The organism is Stenotrophomonas sp. C9D9 (assembly GCF_056491205.1).
This window is the reverse complement of record NZ_JBSZIF010000006.1, coordinates 31,402-55,085: the sequence shown is the minus strand read 5'-3', so window position 1 is coordinate 55,085 and position 23,684 is coordinate 31,402. Positions and strand designations below refer to the sequence as shown.

General features: G+C 65.6%; 13 protein-coding genes and 2 pseudogenes. 9 read left to right on the top strand and 6 right to left on the bottom strand.

Features of this window, described 5'->3' with window-relative positions; all coding sequences use genetic code 11:
* The first annotated feature begins 39 nt into the window (after window positions 1-39).
* Window positions 40-1,836, top strand: coding sequence for a hypothetical protein (locus ACXI0D_RS15665; RefSeq protein ID WP_119006498.1), 1,797 nt, complete (start codon window positions 40-42; stop codon window positions 1,834-1,836).
* A gap of 147 nt (window positions 1,837-1,983) precedes the next feature.
* Here the strand turns inward: ACXI0D_RS15665 and ACXI0D_RS15660 are convergent, their stop codons facing one another.
* Window positions 1,984-6,960: an NAD-glutamate dehydrogenase gene (locus tag ACXI0D_RS15660; RefSeq protein ID WP_479642778.1), complete on the bottom strand. Its 4,977-nt coding sequence runs from the start codon at window positions 6,958-6,960 to the stop codon at window positions 1,984-1,986.
* A 250-nt stretch (window positions 6,961-7,210) separates the two neighbouring features.
* Here ACXI0D_RS15660 and ACXI0D_RS15655 point away from each other — a divergent pair, with 250 nt between their 5' ends.
* Genes ACXI0D_RS15655 through ACXI0D_RS15645 form a run of 3 tightly spaced genes read left to right on the top strand, consistent with a single transcriptional unit; the run spans window position 7,211 to window position 12,324 of the window.
* On the top strand, window positions 7,211-7,867 hold the full coding sequence (locus tag ACXI0D_RS15655; protein ID WP_014037749.1) for a TetR/AcrR family transcriptional regulator: 657 nt from the start codon (window positions 7,211-7,213) through the stop codon (window positions 7,865-7,867).
* Window positions 7,867-9,135 carry an efflux RND transporter periplasmic adaptor subunit gene (locus ACXI0D_RS15650; RefSeq protein ID WP_014037750.1) on the top strand — a complete coding sequence of 423 codons (1,269 nt, stop codon included), beginning with the start codon at window positions 7,867-7,869 and terminating at the stop codon, window positions 9,133-9,135. Before ACXI0D_RS15655 ends, ACXI0D_RS15650 begins: the two co-directional genes overlap by 1 nt.
* A gap of 15 nt (window positions 9,136-9,150) precedes the next feature.
* A complete protein-coding gene (locus ACXI0D_RS15645; RefSeq protein WP_135966674.1) occupies window positions 9,151-12,324 on the top strand; it encodes a multidrug efflux RND transporter permease subunit in 3,174 nt (1,057 codons plus the stop codon).
* A gap of 142 nt (window positions 12,325-12,466) precedes the next feature.
* Here ACXI0D_RS15645 and ACXI0D_RS15640 read toward each other — a convergent pair whose 3' ends face one another.
* A complete protein-coding gene (locus ACXI0D_RS15640; protein ID WP_075678314.1) occupies window positions 12,467-12,754 on the bottom strand; it encodes a hypothetical protein in 288 nt (95 codons plus the stop codon).
* A 251-nt stretch (window positions 12,755-13,005) separates the two neighbouring features.
* Here ACXI0D_RS15640 and ACXI0D_RS15635 point away from each other — a divergent pair, with 251 nt between their 5' ends.
* Entirely contained in the window at window positions 13,006-13,917 is a 912-nt protein-coding gene (locus ACXI0D_RS15635; RefSeq protein ID WP_458219937.1) for a hypothetical protein, read from the top strand.
* Between the two features lie 76 nt (window positions 13,918-13,993).
* Here the strand turns inward: ACXI0D_RS15635 and ACXI0D_RS15630 are convergent, their stop codons facing one another.
* The gene (locus tag ACXI0D_RS15630; RefSeq protein ID WP_014037754.1) at window positions 13,994-15,142 is read right to left on the bottom strand and encodes an acyl-CoA dehydrogenase family protein; all 1,149 of its coding nucleotides are present in this window, start codon (window positions 15,140-15,142) and stop codon (window positions 13,994-13,996) included.
* A 153-nt stretch (window positions 15,143-15,295) separates the two neighbouring features.
* Here ACXI0D_RS15630 and ACXI0D_RS15625 point away from each other — a divergent pair.
* The 4 genes and pseudogenes from ACXI0D_RS15625 to ACXI0D_RS15610 form a co-directional block, all read left to right on the top strand.
* A pseudogene (locus ACXI0D_RS15625) lies at window positions 15,296-16,093 on the top strand (ArsR/SmtB family transcription factor); the annotation flags it as partial.
* A gap of 145 nt (window positions 16,094-16,238) precedes the next feature.
* Window positions 16,239-17,330: a homocysteine S-methyltransferase family protein gene (locus tag ACXI0D_RS15620; RefSeq protein WP_049443192.1), complete on the top strand. Its 1,092-nt coding sequence runs from the start codon at window positions 16,239-16,241 to the stop codon at window positions 17,328-17,330.
* Window positions 17,331-17,387: 57 nt separating this feature from the next.
* The gene (metH, locus tag ACXI0D_RS15615; protein ID WP_101765768.1) at window positions 17,388-20,072 is read left to right on the top strand and encodes a methionine synthase; all 2,685 of its coding nucleotides are present in this window, start codon (window positions 17,388-17,390) and stop codon (window positions 20,070-20,072) included.
* An 83-nt stretch (window positions 20,073-20,155) separates the two neighbouring features.
* Complete coding sequence (locus ACXI0D_RS15610) at window positions 20,156-21,343, top strand: MFS transporter (RefSeq protein WP_049443190.1); 1,188 nt, start codon at window positions 20,156-20,158, stop codon at window positions 21,341-21,343.
* 48 nt (window positions 21,344-21,391) lie between these two features.
* On the opposite strand, the gene ACXI0D_RS15605 is transcribed toward ACXI0D_RS15610, so the two are convergent.
* The 3 genes and pseudogenes from ACXI0D_RS15605 to ACXI0D_RS15595 all read right to left on the bottom strand — a co-directional run bounded on the left by ACXI0D_RS15605 (window position 21,392) and on the right by ACXI0D_RS15595 (window position 23,673).
* Window positions 21,392-22,072: a DUF2058 domain-containing protein gene (locus tag ACXI0D_RS15605; RefSeq protein ID WP_479642777.1), complete on the bottom strand. Its 681-nt coding sequence runs from the start codon at window positions 22,070-22,072 to the stop codon at window positions 21,392-21,394.
* Window positions 22,069-22,326 (bottom strand): SlyX family protein, encoded by a 258-nt coding sequence (locus ACXI0D_RS15600; protein ID WP_479642776.1) that lies wholly within the window; start codon window positions 22,324-22,326, stop codon window positions 22,069-22,071. Before ACXI0D_RS15600 ends, ACXI0D_RS15605 begins: the two co-directional genes overlap by 4 nt.
* Window positions 22,319-23,673: pseudogene (locus tag ACXI0D_RS15595) on the bottom strand (UDP-glucose dehydrogenase family protein). The gene ACXI0D_RS15600 and the pseudogene ACXI0D_RS15595 overlap by 8 nt, the downstream one beginning before the upstream one ends.
* Window positions 23,674-23,684 lie beyond the last annotated feature (11 nt).

Genomic DNA, 23,684 nt, shown 5'->3' with positions numbered 1-23,684 from the left:
GGCACGTCGCTGATCGGCCGCCTATCCAAGAGAGAGCCCATGAGAATCCACCACCTCGCAATCGCCCTGGCGGCGTTGCTGCCAGCAGGCAACAGCCTCGCGCAGTCCGGTAGCGCCCACCTGACACCCAGCAGGATCAACCACCAGGAGCAACTACCTGACACATACACCCATGTGGATTTCACAGTAAGCGCCATGGACTGGATGGAGCGGGCACGACTGCCTTCACATCAGTCCCAGCCAGGGGAAATGTCCTTCTTGATCTCCAACTCCGCTGGCAAAGACCAGAACTTCGAACTCATCGGAAAGTTCTCGCATCTGCCGCCGGATGCCAACCGCATGATCATCCCTGCCTCGAAATGGGTGGACCTGGACAAGCGCGAACAGGGATGGGAAGTCATCGGCGACGTACGGGAGTTGATCCCTCACAATACCGAGCGCTGGTGGGTGCCCACCATGGGCCGCAAATTCATCACCAAAGTCTCGCTGTACGACGGCCAGTGGGCCGGCGAGATCGGGTTGCCCAGCCAGCCCAATCTTCCCTATGACACGATTACTGTCACCAACCATGCGACGTGGCCTACCCGGATCATGGGCAACAACACGCTGTTCCCCGATGCGCAGATGAAGCTGGGGACGGGTGATGTGCATCACTTCGTGTTCGATCCGAACCATCGCAAATGGAAGCTTGATTACGCGACCCTTGTTCCGGTCAGCATCGCCAGGCATATGGACAAGCCCGACGCGCCCCGAACGGTAGTTGAGATTACACCGGAAGATTCGTACAGGTCATTGCGTCTCCCTGACGTGGCCAGCGATCGGGATCGTCGCACCGTCTCCGTGCATCCGGCGCTCGATCGCGCCATAGCGCTGGCCGCACCAAACCTCTTCGATCACGCCAACGCCTACTGGGTGATCGAGCCTGGCCAGTCGATGGAACTGATCTATCTCGACGACGGCGGCGTGGGCAGCGGGCAATGGCATCCGCTGCGCTATCCAGTCCAGCACTTCGACGCTGACGCGCTGCCAAATGGTCGCCTCGACAAGGCCCAGACGATGTTTACCTCGATTACCAGCAACGGCAGGAACGTGAGCTTCCCCACGAACTCAGGCCGGATGACGGAGCACGCGCGTATCGAAGTGGTAAACACCCACCCCAATGCAAGCATCACGGTCACCGGCAACAGGGTCGATACTCTCAAGCGCCGCGAGCGGGCATCTTTCCGCTTGACGAGGGTCAACGGCCGGTTCGACTGGGTCCGCGAAACCGCCACCATCGACGTCACTCTGGTGGGCCCTCCAGGCCCAGGCCGGCCGGATGAGGACATCCTCGTATTGATGCGCGAGAGCCTCAGGAAGACCAACGTGGCGCTGCAGCACTCCGGCGCAACGTTTCGCCTGCGTGAAGCAGCCGCAATGAATTACAGGGTCCCCGCAGGAATTTCTACCCATGCCATTCCGGAATGGCTGGCACAACAGCCCGACTTCAACTACGTGACCAGGCCCTCGGACGGCCTTTACTACGGCGGTTTCGCCGAGGGCTGCGGCGGCTCCCATCATTCCGCCGCCAACAAGCGCTTCGTGGTTGCGACCAATGTGCTGTGCTCGACCGACGTCCTGCGCGAAGAAGTCGGCAAGGCCCTGGGCATGAAGATCAACGGCAAGCAGCCGGTACCGGTCATCGGCTCGGGCAACGTACTGCCCATGTATCCAACCAGCACCCGCATCCTGGAAGACGGCAGCCGCGCCATTAATCACGGTCAGCGCGATGAGGTGCTGCACATGAATGGTGTTGCCGCAGATGTGGCCCGATACAACGAAAGCCTCAGGCCGTAACTCCAACACCCGGCATTGATCCAAGCGGCAGTGCCGGCCGGTGGCCGGCACCACCAGACTCAGGCATGCGCCGCAAAACAGAACGGCCCCGCTTTCGCGGGGCCGTTCCGTTTCACTCATGCCAGGCATGGCCTGGCACTACTTCACTTACGCACCATGTGCGGCCAGCTGGCCCAGGCGCTGGACCGCGACCGAGACGGTCGGGTAGTCCAGGGTCTTCTGCTCGGCCAGTTCGGCCAGCATCGCCAGGGTGAAGCGCAGGCTGTTGTCATCGCGGCCCATCCATGCGGCCACCTTGGCTTCGGCACTGCCCCCCTTGGTGCCCAGCACCTGGCCCGCCAGGTTGCGGTGGTTGGCGGCCAGCTCGTCACGCAGCACGCCACGTGCCACGGCGTGCCAACGGCCGTTGACCTCCAGCGCATCGACCTGCTCGAACAGCCACGGCAGCTGCAGGGCATCGCCCAGGCGGAAGTGGACCTTGGACACGTCCACCGGCTTCAGCTTGCGGGTACGGGCCAGTTCGATGATGTCGAACGCCGGCTCCAGGAAGTGCAGTTCGGCCAGCTGCTGCGCCAGCGCGGACGGCAGGCCCTTTTCCTTCCATTCGGCCACCAGGGCTTCATAGGTCGGACGCTGCGAATCCGGCAGCACACCCGAGGCAACGCGGATGTCGTTGAACGGACCCTGGTAGCGGTTGACCGCCTCAGTGATGCCCGGCATCGCGCCCGGGCGCGACAGCAGCCAGCGCACGAACGAGCGCTGCAGCTTCCAGATCACTTCCAGTGCGTCGATCTGCACCGATTCCGGCACCTTGCCGTCGAGGGCATCGATCTGCGCCCACAGCGCGCGTGCATCCAGCGTTTCACGGCTGATGGTGTAGGCCTTGGCGACCTCGGCGATGGAACGGCCGGTGTCTTCCTGCATGCGCATCAGGAAGGTGGCGCCCATGCGGTTGATGGTCTGGTTGGTCACGGCCGTGGCGATGATTTCGCGCTTCAGGCGGTGACGCTCCATTGCGTCGGCGTACTTCTTCTGCAGCGGGGTCGGGAAGTAGCGCTGCAGTTCCTTGGACAGGTACGGATCTTCCGGGATGTCCGAATCCAGCAACTGGGCGAACGCCACCAGCTTGGAGTACGACAGCAGCACCGACAGTTCCGGACGGGTCAGGCCCTGGCCGCGTGCCTTGCGCTGCGACAGCTCCGCATCGGACGGCAGGAACTCGATCTGGCGATCAAGCAGGCCCTGCTGTTCCAGGGTACGGATGAAGTGCTGCTTGGAACCCAGGCGCTTGACCGCCATCCGCTCCATCAGGCTCAGCGCCTGGTTCTGGCGGTAGTTGTCGTTGAGCACCAGCTCGGCGACTTCATCGGTCATCGAGGCCAGCAGCTTGTTGCGCTGCTCGACGGTCAGCTTCTTGGCCCGCACCACATCGTTGAGCAGGATCTTGATGTTGACTTCGTGGTCGGAGGTGTCGACACCGGCCGAGTTGTCGATGAAGTCGGTGTTGAGCAGCACGCCGGCCTGGGCGGCTTCGATGCGGCCCAGCTGGGTCATGCCCAGGTTGCCGCCCTCGCCCACCACCTTGCAGCGCAGCTCGCCACCGTTCACGCGCAGCGCGTTGTTGGCACGGTCGCCGACATCGCTGTGCTGCTCGCTGGCGGCCTTGACGTAGGTACCGATGCCGCCGTTCCACAGCAGGTCGACCGGCGCCTTCAGGATCGCGCTCATCAGGTCGTTCGGCGACAGCGCCTTGACGTTCTCGTCCAGGCCCAGCGCTTCACGCACCTGCGGGGTGATCTCGATCGACTTCAGGCTGCGCGGGTACACGCCGCCGCCCTTGCTGATCAGCTTGGCATCGTAGTCCGCCCAGCTCGAACGCGGCACGGTGAACAGGCGCTCACGTTCAACGAACGTGGTGGCCGCATCCGGGTTCGGGTCCAGGAAGATGTGGCGGTGATCGAACGCAGCGACCAGGCGGATGTGGCGCGACAGCAGCATGCCGTTGCCGAACACGTCGCCGGACATGTCGCCGACGCCGACCGCAGTGAAGTCCTGGCTCTGGCTGTCACGGCCCAGCGCACGGAAGTGGCGCTTGACCGACTCCCACGCACCGCGTGCGGTGATGCCCATGCCCTTGTGGTCGTAACCGACCGAACCACCGGAGGCGAACGCATCGCCCATCCAGAAGCCGTGCGCGATGGCCAGGCCGTTGGCGATGTCGGAGAAGGTCGCGGTGCCCTTGTCGGCGGCCACCACCAGGTACGGATCGTCCATGTCGTGGCGCACGACATCCACCGGCGGCACGATCTTGTTGTTGACGATGTTGTCGGTGATGTCCAGCAGGCCCTGGATGAACAGCTTGTAGCAGGCCACGCCGTTGGCGAAGATCGCATCACGGTCGCCGTTCACCGGCGGGGTCTTGGCGAAGAAGCCGCCCTTCGCGCCGACCGGCACGATGACGGTGTTCTTGACCATCTGTGCCTTGACCAGGCCCAGCACTTCGGTACGGAAGTCTTCACGACGGTCCGACCAGCGCAGGCCGCCACGGGCGACCGCGCCGAAGCGCAGGTGGGTGCCTTCCACGCGCGGGCCGTAGACGAAGATTTCGCGGTACGGGCGCGGCTTCGGCAGGTCCGGCACCAGCGCCGAATCGAACTTGAAGCTGATGACGTGGCCGTGCTGGCCGTTGGCATCGGTCTGGTAGTAGCTGGTGCGCAGGGTCGCGTCGATCACGCCCATGAACGAGCGCAGGATGCGGTCCTCGTCCAGGCTCGACACGCGGTCCATCAGCTTCAGCAGCGCATCGCGCGCGGCCTGCATCTGCGCGTCGCGGTCACCCTTGCGGGCGTCGACCACGGTCTTGAGCACCTTCAGGGTGGCGTCGTCGCCAGCAGCCAGCACGTCGAAGTGGGCCTTCAGCTGGGCCTGGCCAGCCGCGATGTCGTCCTTGCCTTCGTGGCCGGTGGCCGGATCGAAGCGGGCTTCGAACAGCTCGACCAGCAGGCGGGCCAGCAGCGGGTAGCGCGCGAAGGTGCCCTCCACGTAAGCCTGCGAGAACGGCACGCCGGTCTGCAGCAGGTACTTGCAGTAGCCACGCAGCATGGCGACCTGGCGCCAGTGCAGGCCCGCAGCCAGCACCAGGCGGTTGAAGCCGTCGTTCTCGGCATCGCCGTGCCAGACGCGGGCGAAGGTCTCACCGAAGGCTTCATCGACGCTGGCGGCATCGATCGCGCCGGCAGTCGACTCGACCTCGAAGTCCTGCACGTACACCGGGGCGTTGTCGACCGACAGGCGGTATGGACGCTCGGCGATCACGCGCAGGCCCATGTTTTCCATCATCGGCAGCGCGTCCGACAGCGGAATGTCGTCCAGCTGGCGATACAGCTTCAGGCGCAGGCCATCGCCGCTTTCGCGCGGCACGGCCTGCAGGCTCAGGCGCAGGTCGTCCGGGCCGGTCAGGGCGTCGAGCTGGCTGACATCGTTGGCGGCAACCGCGGTGCTGTTGTCTTCGATGTAGCCGGCCGGCAGCGCCTTGCCGATGCGGGCGGCGATGCGCAGGCCTTCGGTCTCGCCGTGGCGGGTCACCAGCGCTTCACGCAGGTCGTCCTGCCAGTTGCGCAGCACCTGGGCCAGCTTCTGCTCCAGTTCGGCGGTATCGACGTCGAGCATTTCGCCCGGCTTCGGGCGCACGATCAGGTGCACCTGGGCCAGCGGCGATTCGCCCAGCACCACCGAGCTGTCGACGTACTCGCCGTGCAGCGCTTCCTTCAGCATCGCTTCGATGCGCAGGCGCACGTCGGTGTTGAAGCGCTCACGCGGCAGGTAGACCAGCGCGGAGATGAAACGGCTGTACTTGTCGCGGCGCAGGAACAGGCGGCTGCGCACGCGCTCCTGCAGGCCCAGCACGCCCATCGCGGTGCGGAACAGCTCGTCCTCGCTGGACTGGAACAGTTCTTCGCGCGGCAGGGTTTCCAGGATGTGGCGCAGGGCCTTGCCACTGTGGCTGGCCGGGGCCAGGCCCGACTGCTTCATCACGTGCTCGTGGCGCTGGCGCACCAGCGGGATTTCCCACGGGCGACGGTTGTAGGCGCTGGAAGTGAACAGGCCGAGGAAGCGCTGCTCGCCGATGATCTTGCCCTTGGCGTCGAATTCCAGCACGCCGATGTAATCCATGTAGCCGGCGCGGTGCACGCGCGAACGGGCATTGGTCTTGGTCAGGATCAGCGCGTCCTTCAGACCGGACGTGGTGTTCAGGCCCTGCGCGGCCAGCGTCTTGACCGGACGGGCGGCGGACTTGTCCTTGCCGCGCATCAGGCCCAGGCCGGTGTCGTTCAGCGGCGCCAGCACTTCTTCCTTGCCCTGCTTCTCGACGCGGTACTCGCGGTAGCCGAAGAAGGTGAAGTGGTTGTCGGCGGCCCAGCGCAGGAACTCCTGTGCTTCCTTGCGCGACGCGTCGTCGACCGGCAGCTGGCGGCTCCCCAGGTCGTCGGCCAGCGCCAGCGCCTTGTCCTTCATCGGCTGCCAGTCGCGCACGATCGCACGCACTTCGTCCAGCGCCTTGTTGATGGCCTGCTCGATGGCAGCCATGGCTTCGGCCGGCTGGCGGTCGATTTCCAGCAGCATCACCGACTCGGTGTCACCTTCGCCGACCTTGACCAGCTTGCCGGCCTTGTCGCGGGTGAAGCGCAGCACCGGGTGGCCCAGCACGTGGACGCCCACGCCCTGCTCGGCCAGCGACATGGTGACGGTATCGACCAGGAACGGCATGTCGTCGTTGACGATCTGCAGCACGGTGTGCGGCGATTCCCAACCGTTGGCCTTCGCGGTCGGATTGAACACGCGGACGTTGGCCTTGCCGGCCTTGCGGGTCCGGGCGAATTCCAGCGTCTCAGCCGCGAGCGCGGCCCACTCTTCAGCGCTGTGGTGCGGGAACTCGTCCGACTCCATGCGCTTGTAGAAGTCAGTGGCGAAGGCCACCGCTTCGGCCTGTGCGGCCGCGGGGTAACGCTTGCGCAATGCCGTGTACACCGGCTCCAGGGAGAAACCAGCGGTCACTGCGACCTCCGACTCTGCTGGTTTGGTCTTGTTTTTCACGGTCTTGGCTGCGGTTTTTTGCGGTTTCATGGCAGAGCGATGCGCTTGCTCAGTTGGGAAAATGAAATTGTAGCCCTACCGCACGAAAAGGCCTTGCTGCAGGACGGAATAACCAGATTCGGGTTTGCTGCGGTTTAGACGCCTATTCAGTTCGCTCCGGTATGGAGCTGGCGCCTGCTTCAGCACTGCCGACAGGATCGGCAAAGCGTGTTACCGGAAGACACACGCGGCGACGCCGATTCGATTCCACAATCCTGAACTGGACGGTATAGTCCACCGCGTGAACCCGGCCTACCTCCCCGTTGCCCTCGACGCGCGCGATGAGCGCGTGTTCGATGCCGTGCGCGAACTGCTGGCCCAGCAGGGCATGCAGATGAGCATGGACGCGGTGGCCCAGCATGCCGGCTGCTCCAAGCAGACCCTGTACTCGCGCTACGGCAGCAAGCAGGAACTGCTGCGCCGGGTGATGCAGCGCCACGTCGGCCACGCCACCGGGGCCATGCTGCGTGCACTCCGCGGTGACGACCTGCGTGCCAGCCTGCTCCAGTTCGCCACCGACTTCCTGGAGCATTTCAACCAACCGCACGTAGGACAGGCCTGCCGGCTGATTGCAGCCGAGGCGGCCCAGTTTCCCGAAGAGGCGCGTACGCTGTACCGGCATGGTGCCGGCGCGCTGACGCTTCATCTTGCTGAATGGATTGAAACCGTTTGCATGCAAGGCCAGCTCCGGCATGACGACCCGCACTTCATGGCCGAACTGCTGCTGAGCATGATCGCCGGTCAGGATTTCGACAAACAGCGCTTCCATACCCCCCATCGTGATGACGCGCTCCTGCGTCGGCGCTGGGCAGAGTTCTCCGTCGACAGCTTCCTGCGCGCGTTCGCGCCACAGCCGTCGCCGGCCCCGTCTACAAACCAACCCCGGAGTTCCTCCTGATGACCGCCCCACTCCGCACCCTTGCCTTGACGTGCGCCGTTGCTGTCGCTCTGGCTGCCTGCAAGAAGCCGGAACAGCAGATGCCCCCGCCGCCGGAGGTGGGCGTGATCGACGCCAAGCCGCAGACCCTGCCGCTGCAGCGCGAGCTGGTCGGCCGCCTGTCGCCGTTCCGCAGCGCCGACGTCCGCGCACGCGTGCCCGGCGTGCTGCTCAAGCGCGTCTACCAGGAAGGCTCGCAGGTCAAGCAGGGCCAGACCCTGTTCCTGATCGACCCGGCGCCGCTGCGTGCCTCGCTCAACGCCTCCGAGGCGCAGCTCGCCTCGGCCCGCGCGACCTACGCCAACGCCAAGGTCGCCGCCGACCGCGCACGTTCGCTGGCCCCGCAGCAGTTCGTCTCCAAGGCCGACCTGGACAATGCCGAATCGGCCGAGCGCACCGCGCTGGCCGCGGTCAAGCAGGCCGAAGCATCGGTGACCTCCTCGCGCATCAGCCTGGGCTACACCGAAGTGACCGCACCGATCAGCGGCGTGGCCAACAAGCAGCAGGTCACCGAGGGCGCGCTGGTTGGCCAGGGCGATGTGACCCTGCTCACTACCGTCGACCAGCTCGACCCGCTGTACGTCAACTTCTCGCTGAGCGTGGATGAGCTGACCCAGCTGCGTGCGCAGCAGGCCAAGGGCGCGCTGGCGCTGTCCGGTGACGGCAAGGCTACGGTCAACGTCAAGCTGGCCGACGGCAGCACCTATGGTGAGCCCGGCACCCTGGACTTCTCCTCGACCACGGTCGACCCGGCCACCGGTGCGGTGTCGCTGCGTGCGCTGCTGCCGAACCCGCAGCAGATCCTGCTGCCGGGTGCCTTCGTCAGCTTCCAGGCCAACCTGGGCGAGCGCAACAACGCCTACCTGGTGCCGCAGCAGGCCCTGCTGCGCGACACCACCGGCGGCTACGTGATGGTGGTCGGTGCCGATGGCAAGGTCGTGCGCAAGAACGTGAAGACCGATGGCGCGCAGAACGGCAACTGGCTGGTCAGCGACGGCCTGGCCGCCGGTGACAAGGTGATCGTGGCCGGCGTGCAGAAGGTCAAGGAAGGTGCACCGGCGGTGGCCAAGCCGTGGACCCCGGGGCAGGACGCCAACGGCAAGCCTGCCGCAGGCGGCGCCGCTCCGGCGGGCGCAGCACCGGCCGCAGGCAAGGCACCGGCCGACGCGGCCAAGCCCGAGCAGGCCGATGCGGCCAAGCCGGCCGCCACCGATTCGAACAAGCAGTAACGGGAACCTTCCGTCATGCCTAAATTTTTCATCGAGCATCCAGTCTTCGCCTGGGTGGTTGCGATCCTGATCTCGCTCAGCGGCGTGATCGCGATCCTCAACCTGGGCGTGGAGTCCTATCCCAACATCGCCCCGCCGCAGGTCACCGTCTCGGCGACCTACCCGGGCGCCAGCGCGGACACCACCGAGAAATCGGTCACCCAGGTGATCGAGCAGCAGCTGACCGGTATCGATCACCTGCTGTACTTCAGTTCCTCGTCGGCCTCCAACGGCCGTGCGCAGATCACCCTGACCTTCGAGACCGGTACCGATCCGGACATCGCTCAGGTGCAGGTGCAGAACAAGGTCTCGCTGGCCACGCCACGCCTGCCTTCGGAAGTGACCCAGCAGGGCGTGGTGGTGGCCAAGGCCAACGCCGGCTTCCTGATGGTGATCGCGCTGCAGTCCGATACGCCGGCCATCAACCGTGATGCCCTGAACGACATCGTCGGTTCGCGCGTGCTCGACCAGGTCTCGCGTATCCCCGGCGTCGGCAGCACCCAGCAGTTCGGTTCCGAGTACGCCATGAACATCTGGCTGAACCCGGAAAAGATGCAGGGCTACGGCCTGTCGGCCAGCCAGGTGCTGGCCGCGGTGCGTGCGCAGAACGTGCAGTTCGCTGCCGGTGCGCTGGGTTCGGATCCGTCGCCGGAAGGCCAGCACTTCACCGCCACGGTCTCGGCCGAAGGCCGCTTCAGCTCGCCGCAGGAGTTCGAGAACATCATCCTGCGCGCCAACGCTGACGGTTCGCGCGTGCTGCTGAAGGACATCGCCCGCGTTGCCTTCGGTGCCAACAACTACGGCTTCGACACCCAGTACAACGGCAAGCCGACCGGCGCCTTCGCCATCCAGCTGCTGCCGGGCGCCAACGCCCTGAACGTGGCCGATGCGGTGCGCGCCAAGATGGACGAGCTGCAGCCCAGCTTCCCGTCCGGCGTGACCTGGTTCTCGCCGTACGACAGCACCACCTTCGTCAAGATCTCCATCCAGGAAGTGGTCAAGACACTGTTTGAAGCAGTGTTCCTGGTGTTCCTGGTGATGCTGATCTTCCTGCAGAACTTCCGCGCGACGCTGATCCCGACCCTGGTCATCCCGGTGGCCCTGCTCGGCACCTTCCTGGGCATGTGGATGATCGGCTTCACGATCAACCAGCTGACCCTGTTCGCGATGGTGCTGGCGATCGGCATCGTGGTCGATGACGCGATCGTGGTGATCGAGAACGTCGAACGCATCATGACCGAGGAAGGCCTGGCGCCGAAGCCGGCCACGCAGAAGGCGATGACCCAGATCACCGGCGCGGTGGTGGCGATCACCGTCGTGCTGGCCGCGGTGTTCATCCCGTCCGCCCTGCAGGGTGGTGCCGCCGGTGAGATCTACAAGCAGTTCGCGCTGACCATCGCCATCTCGATGGCGTTCTCGGCGTTCCTGGCACTGGGCTTCACCCCGGCGCTGTGCGCGACCTTCCTCAAGCCGACGCACAACGACAACCCGAACATCATCTACCGCACCTTCAACAAGTACTACGACAAGATCAGCCACACCTATGTGGGCCACATCACCTCGGCGGTGCGCCATGCGCCGCGCTGGATGATCCTGTTCGTGGTGCTGACCGCGCTGTGCGGCTTCCTGTTCACCCGCATGCCGGGCAGCTTCCTGCCGGAAGAAGACCAGGGCTATGCGCTGGCGATCGTGCAGCTGCCGCCGGGCTCGACCAAGGGCCAGACCAACGAAGTGTTCGCGCAGATGCGTGGCATCCTGGAAAAGCAGGATGGCTATGAAGGCATGCTGCAGGTGGCCGGCTTCAGCTTCGTCGGTTCCGGCGAGAATGTGGGCATGGGCTTCATCCGCCTGAAACCGTGGGAGGAACGCAAGTTCACCGCGCCCGAGTTCATCCAGAACATGAACGGCGCGTTCTACGGCATCAAGGAAGCGCAGATCTTCGTGGTCAACCTGCCCACCGTGCAGGGCCTCGGCCAGTTCGGCGGCTTCGACATGTGGCTGCAGGACCGCAGTGGTGCCGGCTACGAACAGCTGACCCAGGCGCGCAACATCCTGCTGGGCAAGGCTGCGCAGAAGCCCGAAGCACTGGTCGGCGTGCGCCCGAACGGACTGGAAAACGCCCCGCAGCTGCAGCTGCACGTGGACCGCGTGCAGGCGCAGTCGATGGGCATGTCGGTGTCGGACGTGTACAGCACCATCCAGCTGATGCTGGCCCCGGTGTACGTCAACGACTTCTTCTACGAAGGCCGCATCAAGCGCGTGACCATGCAGGCCGATGGCCCGTATCGCACCGGCCAGGAATCGCTGAAGAGCTTCTACAGCCCGTCCAGCCTGACCACGAATGCCGACGGCACCAACGCGATGATCCCGCTCAACACGGTGGTCAAGTCCGAATGGGTGTCGGCACCGCCGTCGCTGAGCCGCTACAACGGCTACTCGGCGATCAACATCGTCGGCTCGCAGGCCCCGGGCACCAGCTCGGGTGAAGCAATGCAGACCATGGAGAGCATCGTCAACGACGACCTGCCGGCCGGCTTCGGCTACGACTGGTCGGGCATGTCCTACCAGGAAATCCTGGCCGGCAATGCCGCGACGCTGCTGCTGGTGCTGTCCATCGTGGTGGTGTTCCTGTGCCTTGCAGCCCTGTATGAAAGCTGGTCGATCCCGGTGGCGGTGCTGCTGGTCGTGCCGCTGGGCGTGCTGGGCGCACTGGGCCTGTCGATGCTGCGAGGCCTGCCCAACGATCTGTTCTTCAAGATCGGCCTGATCACCGTGATCGGCCTGGCGGCGAAGAACGCGATCCTGATCGTGGAGTTCGCGGTGGAGCAGCGCGCAGCCGGCAGGAACCTGCGCGATGCCACCATCGAAGCGGCCCGCCTGCGTTTCCGCCCGATCCTGATGACCTCGTTCGCGTTCATCATGGGCGTGATCCCGATGGCGATCTCCACCGGTGCCGGCGCCAACTCCCGCCACGCCATCGGTACCGGCGTGATCGGCGGCATGCTGTTCGCCACCCTGCTCGGCCTGCTGATGATCCCGGTGTTCTTCGTGGTCGTGCGCCGCATGCTGGGTGACAAGCTGGATGAACCGTCCAAGGAGTTCATGGAACGCCAGCGCGACGCGGATGCTGCACACCGCCCGGATCGTTGATCCGGCAGTGCGCTGAAACGAAAAGGCCCCGGAGTGATCCGGGGCCTTTTTCTTTCCTGTCTGGTAGATGCCAACCTTGGTTGGCGCTCTTCGATTCGTGCCAACCAAGGTTGGCACCTACCAGAGCTGTAGGCGCTACGCCTCAGCGCAGCAGTGCGACCACCACGCACACCGCCACCAGAACCAGCGCGGCCCACTGCATCGGTACGAAGAAGAAATGATGGCGCGCAGCCTCGCCCTTCTGCCGGGGCGCACGGTTGAGCCACAGGCCCAGCAGCACGTTCACGGTTGCGCCGATACCTGCCCCCAGCAGCACCTGCTGCAGCGGAATATTGCCCTTGGGGCCGTCATGCGGGAAGAAGTACGCCAGCAGCAGGATCGCTGCAATCGGCGTCACCAGCGTCATGATTCCCCAACCGCGGTAGATCATCTGCACGTTCTCCGTGAAAGCGGATGGCATTGTAGTGGGAAGGCCAACGCTGTCGTGATCATCCAGTGCCGGCCAGCCACTTCAACGCTGCCAGACAGCGGCTGTCGGCTCGTGCCGGCTCGTCCAGGTCATCTGCGGCGATCGTTGACGCCTGCCAACACAGCCGAAGAAGGTGTGAACTGCCTCGCAACGCTGCTCGCGTGGCGACGCTATCCATGTCGCTCCTTCAATGGACTGTACAAGGAGCTCCCATGCCCGGCTTTCCTCGCAGTCAGCGGCTCGCCGCCTGCCTCCTGCTTGCAGCTGCCATCGCCTCACAATCGCCCGCCCGTGCCGGCGGCGTCGTGCCCTGCAGCCCCTGCGCCGACCCGCGCTCGGCCGCACTCCAGTCCGGAGTGGGCCTGACGGTCGTGGTCGACCCGGACCAGCGTCGGCTCAATGGCTACACCGTGGAATATGACCGCGAGCTACGGCGCTATCGTGCCGTTCCCACAGCGGTCCCAGCGGAAGTGACCGCGACGTTCAAGCGGATCCTTGCACTGCCGCAGGGCCACATTGCATCCGGGACACAGTTCGTCCCGCAAGCCTTCGGCAACGGCGCCGTCGTCCCCATCCACCCCGACGATCCACAGAGCGCGAACGGGATCACCTTCCCGCCAGCAATGAAAGACCTCAACGCCTATGACGTGGTCCATTCGGCAACCTACCGCAGCCAGCTGGAACTCGCCGTTGGCCAGGCCTTCAGCGGCGCCAACAGCGAACACGCGGCGTGGAACTCGCTGGCCACCACCCTCTCTTCGATCGTCCTGAGCTGGGTCAGCAAGCTGTTCGGGGTGCAGACGGTGACCTATGTCATCACCTGGCGCGATGGCTCCCGGACCAGGCTGGTGATCTCACCGGACTCCGTCGACAGAGCCCGATACGTTTCCGGCGAAAGCGTGGATGCCAGCGGCAACCGCATTCCCGATGGCGCGGCATCCAATGCCGAAACCGGCGAAGGCTACTCTGGCGCCTATCACTTCAATGACGAACAGAGCTACCAGAACTGGCTGGATTCAGCGCACCTGTATGGCGTGCAGATCATCATCAATCCGGGCGCAGCGCCGTCCGGCCCCATCTGCCGCTGGGATGGCAGGCAACTCCAGTGCGATGTGCCGCGCTGACGCGCTGCCGGTGGGATGTCGTCATCCCTGCATGGCAGGGGGCCGCGCCGCCCTTGCGGCGGCGCGGCCATGCAACTCAGCGCAGCCCGGTCTCGTTGCGGGCGATCACCAGGCGCTGGATCTCCGAGGTGCCCTCGTAGATCTCGGTGATCTTCGCATCACGGAAGTAGCGCTCCAGCGGCATTTCCTTGGAATAGCCCATACCGCCGTGGATCTGCACGGCCTGGTGGGTGATCCACATCGCCGCTTCCGAAGCGGTCAGCTTGGCCACCGCTGCTTCGGTGCTGAAGCGCTTGCCCTGGCCCTTCACCCATGCCGCGCGCAGGGTCAGCAGCAGCGCTGCGTCCAGCTTGCACTTCATGTCGGCGATCTTGGCCTGGGTCATCTGGAAGGTACCGATGGCCGCGCCGAACGCCTTGCGCTCCTTCACGTACGCCAGGGTCGCTTCATAGGCAGCACGGGCGATGCCGATGGCCTGCGAGGCGATACCGATGCGGCCGGCATCGAGCACGCTCATCGCGATCTTGAAGCCCTCGCCTTCCTGGCCCAGCACGTCTTCGGCCTGTGCCACGTAATCGTTGAACTCGATCTCGCAGGTGGCCGAGGCACGGATACCGAGCTTGGGCTCGGTCTTGCCACGACCGAAACCGGCCTTGTCAGTATCGATGATGAAGGCGGTGATGCCGCGCGCGCCCTTGTCCGGCTCGCTCATCGCGAACAGCACGATGTACTTGGCCACCGGGCCGGAGGTGATCCAGCTCTTCTTGCCATTGATGACGAAGGTGCCGTCGGCCTGCTTCACCGCGCGGCAGCGCATGGCGGTGGCATCGGAGCCGGACTGCGGCTCGGTCAGCGCAAACGCGCCGATGGCCGTGCCTTCGGCGATGGCACGCACGTAGGTCTGCTTCTGCTGCTCGGTACCATGGGTGAGGATGCCGTTGCAGAACAGCGAGTTGTTGACCGACATGATGGTCGAGTGGGCTGCGTCGGCGGCGGCGACCTCCACCATCGCCAGCACGTACGCAACCGGGTCCATGCCCGCACCGCCGTATTCGGTCGGCACTTCGATGCCCATCAGGCCGTTCTCGCCCAGCAGGCGGATGTTGTCCAGCGGGAACTCGCCGGTGCGGTCATGGTGCTCCGCGCTGGGGGCGATCTTTTCCTGCGCGATGCGCCGCGCCACGTCCTGCAGCATCAACTGCTCTTCGGTAAAGCTGAAATCCACAACACCCTCCCGGGTACATGAAGTTATGGGCCGCATACGGCGCGCCCAGGTGCCCCGATTGTACCGGGGCCCGGATGCTTCCGTACGCTGGCGACTTGACCGCGGCAGGCCTTCTCGGCGAATATATCTCTATATCGCGATAGGTAGATATTTATGGATCTGGAAGACTGGTCGACCCGCCTGAAGGTGTTCGCCGATGCCACCCGCGTGCGCCTGCTGGCGCTGCTGGAGCAGGAGGAACTGACCGTGGCCGAACTGTCGGCGATCACCCGGCTGGCGCAGCCGCGCGTGTCCACCCACTTGGCGCGCCTGAAGGAAGCCGGCCTGGTCCGCGACCGCCGTGCCGGCGTGTCGGCCTACTACCGCTTCGACGAGGCCCAGCTGGACCCGGCGCAGCGTGCATTGTGGCATGCCTTGAGCAACGGAAGCGACGACCCGTTGCTGCGGCAGGACGCCGAGCGCGTGGCTGCAGTACTGGCCCACCGCGCCTCGGACCAGAACTGGGCCGACAGCGTGGCCGGCGACATGGAACGCCACTACTCTCCGGGCCGTACCTGGGAGGCGCTGGCGCGCACCGCCTTGCCGTTGCTGGAAACCGGCGACGTGCTGGACATCGCCTCCGGTGACGGCGTGCTGGCCGAACTGGTCGCCCCCCACGCCAAGCGCTACATCTGCATCGATACCAGCGCGCGCGTGGTCGCGGCCGCCAGCGAGCGCCTGCGCCGGCTGCCCAATGTGGAGGTGCGCGAGGGCGACATGCATGCCCTGCCGTTCAAGGACGGCAGCTTCGACCTGGTGGTGCTGATGCACGCGCTGACCTACGCCAGCAAACCGGCGCAGGCGGTGACAGAAGCCGCGCGCGTGCTGCGCCCGGGCGGCCGCCTGCTGCTGTGCAGCCTGGCCCGCCACGAGCACAAGGCGGCGGTGGAGGCCTACGGCCACGTCAACCTCGGCTTCAGCGACAAGGAGCTGCGCAAGTTCGTCGACAAGGCCGGCCTGCAGGTGTCCAGCCTGGAGACGGTCACCCGCGAGAAGCGTCCGCCGCACTTCGAAGTGATTTCGCTGATCGCCAACAAGCCCTGAGCCCGAGACCGCCATGCCCGCCCTGCCCTGGTTGCATCCTGATCGTGCCAATGCCCTGCTCGACGCCCTGCGCGAGCGGATCCTGATCATCGACGGTGCGATGGGCACCATGATCCAGCGCCATGGCCTGCAGGAAGACGACTACCGCGGCGAGCGTTTCGCCGGTGGCTATGACCATGCGCACGGCCCCGGCTGCGACCACGGCGCGCCGGAAGGCCATGACCTGAAGGGCAACAACGATCTGCTGCTGTTGACCCGGCCGCAGGTCATCGCCGACATCCATACCGCCTACCTGGATGCCGGCGCGGATCTGGTCGAGACCAACACCTTCAACGCCACGTCGGTCAGCCAGGCCGACTACCACCTCGAACACCTGGTATACGAACTGAACAAAGCCGGGGCCGCGGTCGCACGCACCTGCTGCGATGCCGTGGCCGCGACCACGCCGGGCAAACCGCGCTTCGTGATCGGGGTGATCGGCCCTACCAGCCGCACCGCCTCGATCAGCCCCGACGTCAATGATCCCGGCTTCCGCAACACCAGCTTCGACGAGCTTCGCGACACCTATCGCGAAGCCATCGAGGGCCTGATCGACGGCGGCGCCGACACCCTCATGGTCGAAACCATCTTCGATACCCTCAACGCGAAAGCCGCGCTGTATGCACTGGAGGAGGCCTTCGACGCCCGTGGCGCACGCCTGCCGGTGATGATCTCCGGCACCATCACCGATGCCTCCGGGCGCACGCTGTCCGGACAGACCGCCGAGGCCTTCCATGCGTCACTGGCGCATGCGCGCCCGCTGTCGATCGGCTTGAACTGCGCGTTGGGCGCCGATGCGATGCGCCCGCACGTGGAAACCCTCTCACAGGTCGCCGACTGCTACGTCAGTGCGCATCCCAACGCAGGCCTGCCCAATGCCTTCGGCGAGTACGACGAGACGCCCGAGGACATGGCCGGCACCCTGCGTGGTTTCGCCGAGGATGGCCTGTTGAACCTGGTCGGCGGCTGCTGCGGCTCCACACCCGACCACATCCGTGCGATCGCCCAGGCCGTGGCCGGGCTGCCGCCGCGCGCCCTGCCCGGTGTCCAGGAGCAGGCCGCATGAATGTCGCCGCCACCGTTCCGCACTTCCCGCCCTATTGCTGTTGAGCCGACGCCTGCCATGACGCCTGTCCGCCCTACCCGCCTGTCCGGCCTGGAACCCCTGGTCATCACTCCGGACCTGCTGTTCATCAACGTCGGCGAACGCACCAACGTCACTGGCAGCGCGCAGTTCCGCAAGCTCATCAAGGAAGGCCGCTACGAAGAAGCGGTGGACGTGGCCCGCCAGCAGGTCGCCAGCGGCGCGCAGATCCTCGACGTCAACATGGACGAGGGCCTGATCGATTCGGAAGCGGCGATGACCCGCTACCTCAACCTGATCATGTCCGAGCCGGATATCGCCCGCATCCCGGTCATGGTCGACTCCTCCAAGTGGAGCGTGATCGAAGCCGGCCTGAAGTGCCTGCAGGGCAAGAGCGTGGTCAATTCGATCTCGCTGAAGGAAGGCGAGGCGCTGTTCCGCGAGCACGCGCGCAAGGTGCTGCGCTACGGTGCCGCCGCGGTGGTGATGGCGTTCGACGAAAGCGGGCAGGCCGATACCTGTGCGCGCAAGGTCGAGATCTGCACCCGCGCCTACCGCATCCTGGTCGACGAGATCGGCTTCCCGCCGCAGGACATCATCTTCGACCCGAACATCTTCGCCGTCGCCACCGGCATCGAAGAGCACGACAACTATGCGGTGGACTTCATCGAAGCCACCCGCATCATCAAGCAGACGCTGCCGCACTGCCACGTCTCCGGCGGCGTCTCCAACGTCTCGTTCTCGTTCCGCGGCAACGAAACGGTGCGCCAGGCCATCCACTCGGTGTTCCTGTACCACGCCATCGCCGCCGGCATGGACATGGGCATCGTCAACGCCGGCGCCATGCCGATCTACGACGAGCTGGAGCCGGAGCTGCGCGAGCGCGTCGAGGACGTGATCCTCAACCGCCGCAGCGATGCCACCGAGCGACTGCTGGAAATCGCCGAGCGCTACAAGGGCAGGAAGGGCGCGGCGAAGACCGAAGACCTCGCCTGGCGCGAGAAGCCGGTCGCGCAGCGCCTGGCACATGCGCTGGTGCACGGCCTGGATGCCTATGTCGAGGAAGACACCGAGCTGGCCCGGCAGGCCTCCAGCCGCCCGCTGGACGTGATCGAGGGCCCGTTGATGGACGGCATGAACATCGTGGGCGACCTGTTCGGTGCCGGCAAGATGTTCCTGCCGCAGGTGGTGAAATCCGCACGCGTGATGAAGAAGGCCGTGGCCTACCTCCTGCCGTACATCGAGGCGGAGAAAGCCCGCAGCGGTGACACCGCCAAGAGCAACGGCAAGATCATCATGGCCACGGTGAAGGGCGATGTGCATGACATCGGCAAGAACATCGTCGGCGTGGTCCTGGCCTGCAACAACTTCGAAGTGGTCGACCTCGGCGTGATGGTGCCGGCACAGAAGATCCTCGATGCCGCTCGCGAGCACAACGCCGACCTGATCGGCCTGTCCGGACTGATCACCCCGTCGCTGGAGGAGATGAGCCACGTCGCCCGCGAGATGGAGCGCCAGGGCTTCGACCTGCCGCTGCTGATCGGCGGCGCCACCACCTCGCGCGCGCACACTGCGCTGAAGATCGACCCCCACTACAAGGCACCCACGGTGTGGGTGAAGGATGCCTCGCGCGCGGTGGGCGTGGCCCAGTCGCTGATCTCGCGCGACCTGCGCGAGGCCTTCGTCGCCGCCAACGAAGCCGACTATGCCGAAATCCGCGCACGCCACCGCAACCGCGGCGACGCCAAGCGCCTGGTCACGCTGGAACATGCGCGCGGGCAGAAATTCCAGGGCGGCTGGGACAGCTACACGCCACCGGCACCGGACCAGCCCGGCCTGCACGTATTCGACGACTACCCGCTGGCCGAACTGGTCGACTACATCGACTGGACGCCGTTCTTCCAGGCCTGGGAACTGGCCGGCAAGTTCCCGGCCATCCTCACCGACGAGATCGTCGGCACCCAGGCCAGCGAGCTGTACCGCGATGCCCGCGAGATGCTCGAGCGCATCGTCGGCGAGAAGTGGCTGACGGCCAAGGCCGTGTTCGGCCTGTGGCCGGCCAACAGCATCGGCGACGACGTCCGCGTGCAGCACCCGCAGGGCGAAACCACCCTGCACTTCCTGCGCCAGCAGGTGGACAAGCCGGCCGAGCGCCCGGATTTCTGCCTGGCCGACTTCATCGCGCCCGCCGACAGTGGCAAGCAGGACTGGATCGGCGCGTTCGCGGTCACTGCCGGCATCGGCATCGACGCGCACGTCGCGCGCTTCGAGGCCGAGCATGACGACTACAACGCGATCCTGCTGAAGGCCCTCGCCGACCGCTTCGCCGAGGCACTGGCCGAGCGCCTGCATCAGCGCGTGCGTACCGAGTTCTGGGGCCATGAGCGCGCCGAGACGCTGGACAACGACGCCCTGATCGACGAGCAGTACCGTGGCATCCGCCCCGCGCCGGGCTATCCCGCCTGCCCGGAGCACAGCGAAAAACGCCGCCTGTTCGACCTGCTGCAGGCCGAAGCGAACGCCGGCATGGAACTGACCGAGAGCTTCGCGATGCTGCCTACGGCGGCCGTTTCGGGCTACTACTTCAGCCATCCGCAGAGCCAGTACTTCGTGGTCGGCCGCCTCAGCCGCGAACAGGTCAGCGACTACGCCCGCCGCAAGGGCGTGGACCGTGCCCAGGCCGAACGCTGGCTGGCCTCCAACCTCGACTACGACCCCGAATGACACAAAAAGGGGACGGAGGGGATCAAGTCGTTTGTGCATAAGCGACTTAATCCCCTCCGTCCCCTTTTGCTCATCATTCCGCGATGACCGTTCCCGTTGCCCGCCTTTCCAGCTTCTACCTGTTCTACTACGCGGCGCTGGGCGCGTTCACTCCGTACTGGAGCCTGTTCCTGACCGCGCGCGGCATGAGCGTGACCGCCATCAGCGTAATGATGGGCCTGTGGTACGCCACCCGGGTGATCGCGCCCAGCACCTGGACTTCGCTGGCGGCCGCATCAGCGCGACCGATCCGCCTGCTGCGCGTCGGCTGTGTGCTGACCCTGCTCAGCTTCGCCGCATTCCTGCTGCCACTGCCACAGCCGTGGATGTACCCGGCGATGGTGGTGTTCTGCTTCTTCTACAACGCTGTGATGCCGCAGTTCGAGTCGATCACACTCACCCACCTCGGCAGTGACAGCCATCGCTACGGGTTGATCCGGGTCTGGGGCTCGCTCGGCTTCATCGCCGTCGTGACCCTGTTCGGCTGGCTGATCGAAGGTGACGGCACGGCCAGCCGCGCCGGGCTGCTGCCGTGGATGATGCTGCCCCTGTTCGCGCTGCTGGTCGCCTCGGCCTTCAGCAACCACTACGCGCGCGGTATCGGCAAGACTGACGGCGACGCCAGCGGCTTCTGGCAGATCGTGCGCCGACCGCCGGTGCTGGCGTTCTTCCTGGCGGCCTTCATGGAGCAGCTGTCTTTCGGCCCGTACTACACGTTCTTCTCGGTCTACATGGACCATCATGGCTACCGCACCTCCACCCTGGGCCTGTTGTGGACCATCGGCGTGGTCTTCGAAGTAGGCGTGTTCTTCACCATCGGCCGCTTCTTCCGCCGCTATGACGCCAGCTGGATGCTGCTGATCGCGCTGGTCAGTTCCTGCCTGCGTTGGGCCGTGACCGCACTGTTCCCGGAAAACCTGCCGGTGATGCTGCTGGCGCAGACCGCGCACGCGCTGGGCTTTGCGGCGTTCTTCGCTGCAGCGATGCAGATGCTGGCGACCTACTTCCCCGGTCGCCTCAATGGGCATGGCCAGGGGCTGCTGTACGGATTCTCGTCCGGCGTCGGCGGCGTGCTGGGTGCGCTCATCGCCGGCCAGCTTTGGAAAATAGACGACGGTCGCACCGCATTCCTGGCCGGCAGTGGCTTCGCTCTGGTCGGTGCACTGCTGTGCTTCTTCGCGCTGAGCCTGCCGCTGATCCGCGCGCGCCGCAGCGCCGCGCACACCCCATAACGAAAACGCCGGGAAATGCCCGGCGTTTCGATCATCCTGCAGGCCCGTTTACCAGACCAGGTCGTCCGGCACCTGGTATTGCGGGTCTGCGTACGGATCTTCCTCGGCCGGCGCATTCGGATCGACCTTCAGTGCCACCGACGCGGCGAACACCGCTTCGGACTGCGCCAGCACCTCGGCGGTCACCAGCAGGTAGCGGCCATTGAGCTGGACCACACCCAGCTCGCCGGCGTTGAGCGCGGTCAGTTGTTCGGCGGTCACGTAGATGCGCTTGATCTTGCCGCCGTACGGGAAGTGGCGGGCAATGTCCGCCGCTTCGGCATTCAGGCCCTTGTCCTTCAGCAGCTCTTCCAGCTTGGCCTTGGCCTCGCGGCGCACCCGCGCCTCTTCCTGCTTCAGGCGCTCGGTCTCGATGCGCTCTTCCTTTTCCTTCTGCGCGCGGATGGCGTAGGCCTTGGCCAGGTCCATCTCTTCGGCGCTGCGCGGCTTGCGCGGGCCCTGCTGGCCCGGGCCACGCGACTGGCCGGACTTGCCCGGGCCGCCGTGGCCATGCCCACGACGCTCGCCGGGCTTGTGCTCGCCCTTGCCAGCGCCCTGCGGCTTTCCATTGCCGTTGCCACCCTTGCCCTGCGGGCGGCCATCACGGCGGGGTCCATCATTCTTGCGCTCGGGCTTGGGCGCAGGCTTGAAGCCCAGGCCCATCAGCTGGTCGCGGAGGGTATCGCTCATAGGATTCGGATCAAGATGCGCGGCGGCGGCGGTTCGCTCGCCGGATCGGAAGAATTCAGCGCGTTGCGGACCTTGCCCAGGTCTTCCAGCAGCACGCGCAGCACGTCGGCGTTGCGCATGCCCTGCATGCGGGCATCGGCCAGCGCATCGCTCAGTTCGGCCAGCGCCTGTTCCTGGAAGGACACGCGCATTTCCAGTTCGACCAGGCGCGCTTCCAGCGCCTGCTCGCGTTCGGTTGGCAGCAGATCAGACATGCAGCGAGCGCCCCCGGCCAATGCCGTAATACGCCAGGCCCGCTGCTTCCACATCCGCCGGCTCGTACAGGTTGCGGCCTGTCTAACACCACCGCGTCCTTCAGCTGCTCGCGCAGCTTCTGGAAATCGGGACTGCGCAACTGCTTCCACTCGGTCACCACGACCAGTGCATCGGCGCCCTGCAGCGCCTCGTTGGCATTGCTGCAGAACACCAGGTCATCGCGTTCGCCGAAGATGCGCTGCGACTCGTGCATCGCCTCCGGATCGTAGGCACGCACCGTCGCACCACCTTCCCACAGCTGCGCCAGCGCAGGCGACGGCTGGAGGCTTCGCGCATGTCGTCGGTGTTTGGCTTGAACGCCAGGCCCCACACGGCAAAGGTCTTGCCACGCACGCCTTCGTCTTCACCCTTGTCGTAATGACGCTGGATCAGAGCGAACAGATGGCCCTTCTGCGCATCGTTGACCGCTTCCACCGCGTTCAGCAGTTTCGGCTCCAGGCCGGCCTGCTGGGCGGTGCGGGCCAGCGCCTGCACATCCTTGGGGAAGCACGAGCCGCCGTAGCCGGCACCCGGGTAGATGAAATGCCAGCCGATGCGCGGTATCCAGCCGATGCCCTGGTGACCTGCCGACATCGGCGCCGACACGCTCGGCGATGTTGGCGATTTCGTTCATGAACGAAATCTTGGTCGCCAGCATCGCGTTGGCGGCGTACTTGGTCAGTCGCGCCGAACGCACGTCCATTTCCACCACACGATCGTGGTTGCGGTTGAACGGTGCATACAGGCGCCGCATCACCGCCACCGACTCGGCACTGGTCGCACCGATGATGATTCGATCCGGGCGCATGCAGTCGGCAACGGCGTCGCCTTCCTTCAGGAATTCCGGGTTGGACACCACGTCGAAGGCGATGTCGGCGCCACGTGCCGCCAGCTCTGCGGCAATGGCGGCACGTACCTTGTCGGCGGTGCCCACCGGCACCGTCGATTTGTTGACCACCACATACGGTCGGCACGCTCATGTGCCGGCCGATGGTGCGGGCCACGGCCAGCACGTACTGCAGATCGGCGCTGCCATCCTCGTCCGGCGGCGTGCCGACGGCGATGAACACGACCTGGCCGTGGCCGATCGCGGCCGCGGCATCGGTGGTGAACGCCAGCCGCGACGCGGCGTGGTTGGCCTTCACCATCGGCTCCAGGCCCGGCTCTATAGTATCGGGAATGCCCTGGTTGAGGCCATCGACCTTGGCCTGGTCGATATCGACGCAGACCACCTGGTGGCCGACGTCGGCCAGGCAGGTACCGGTCACCAGCCCTACATAACCGGTACCGAAAATCGCAACGCGCATGTCCGTGCAGG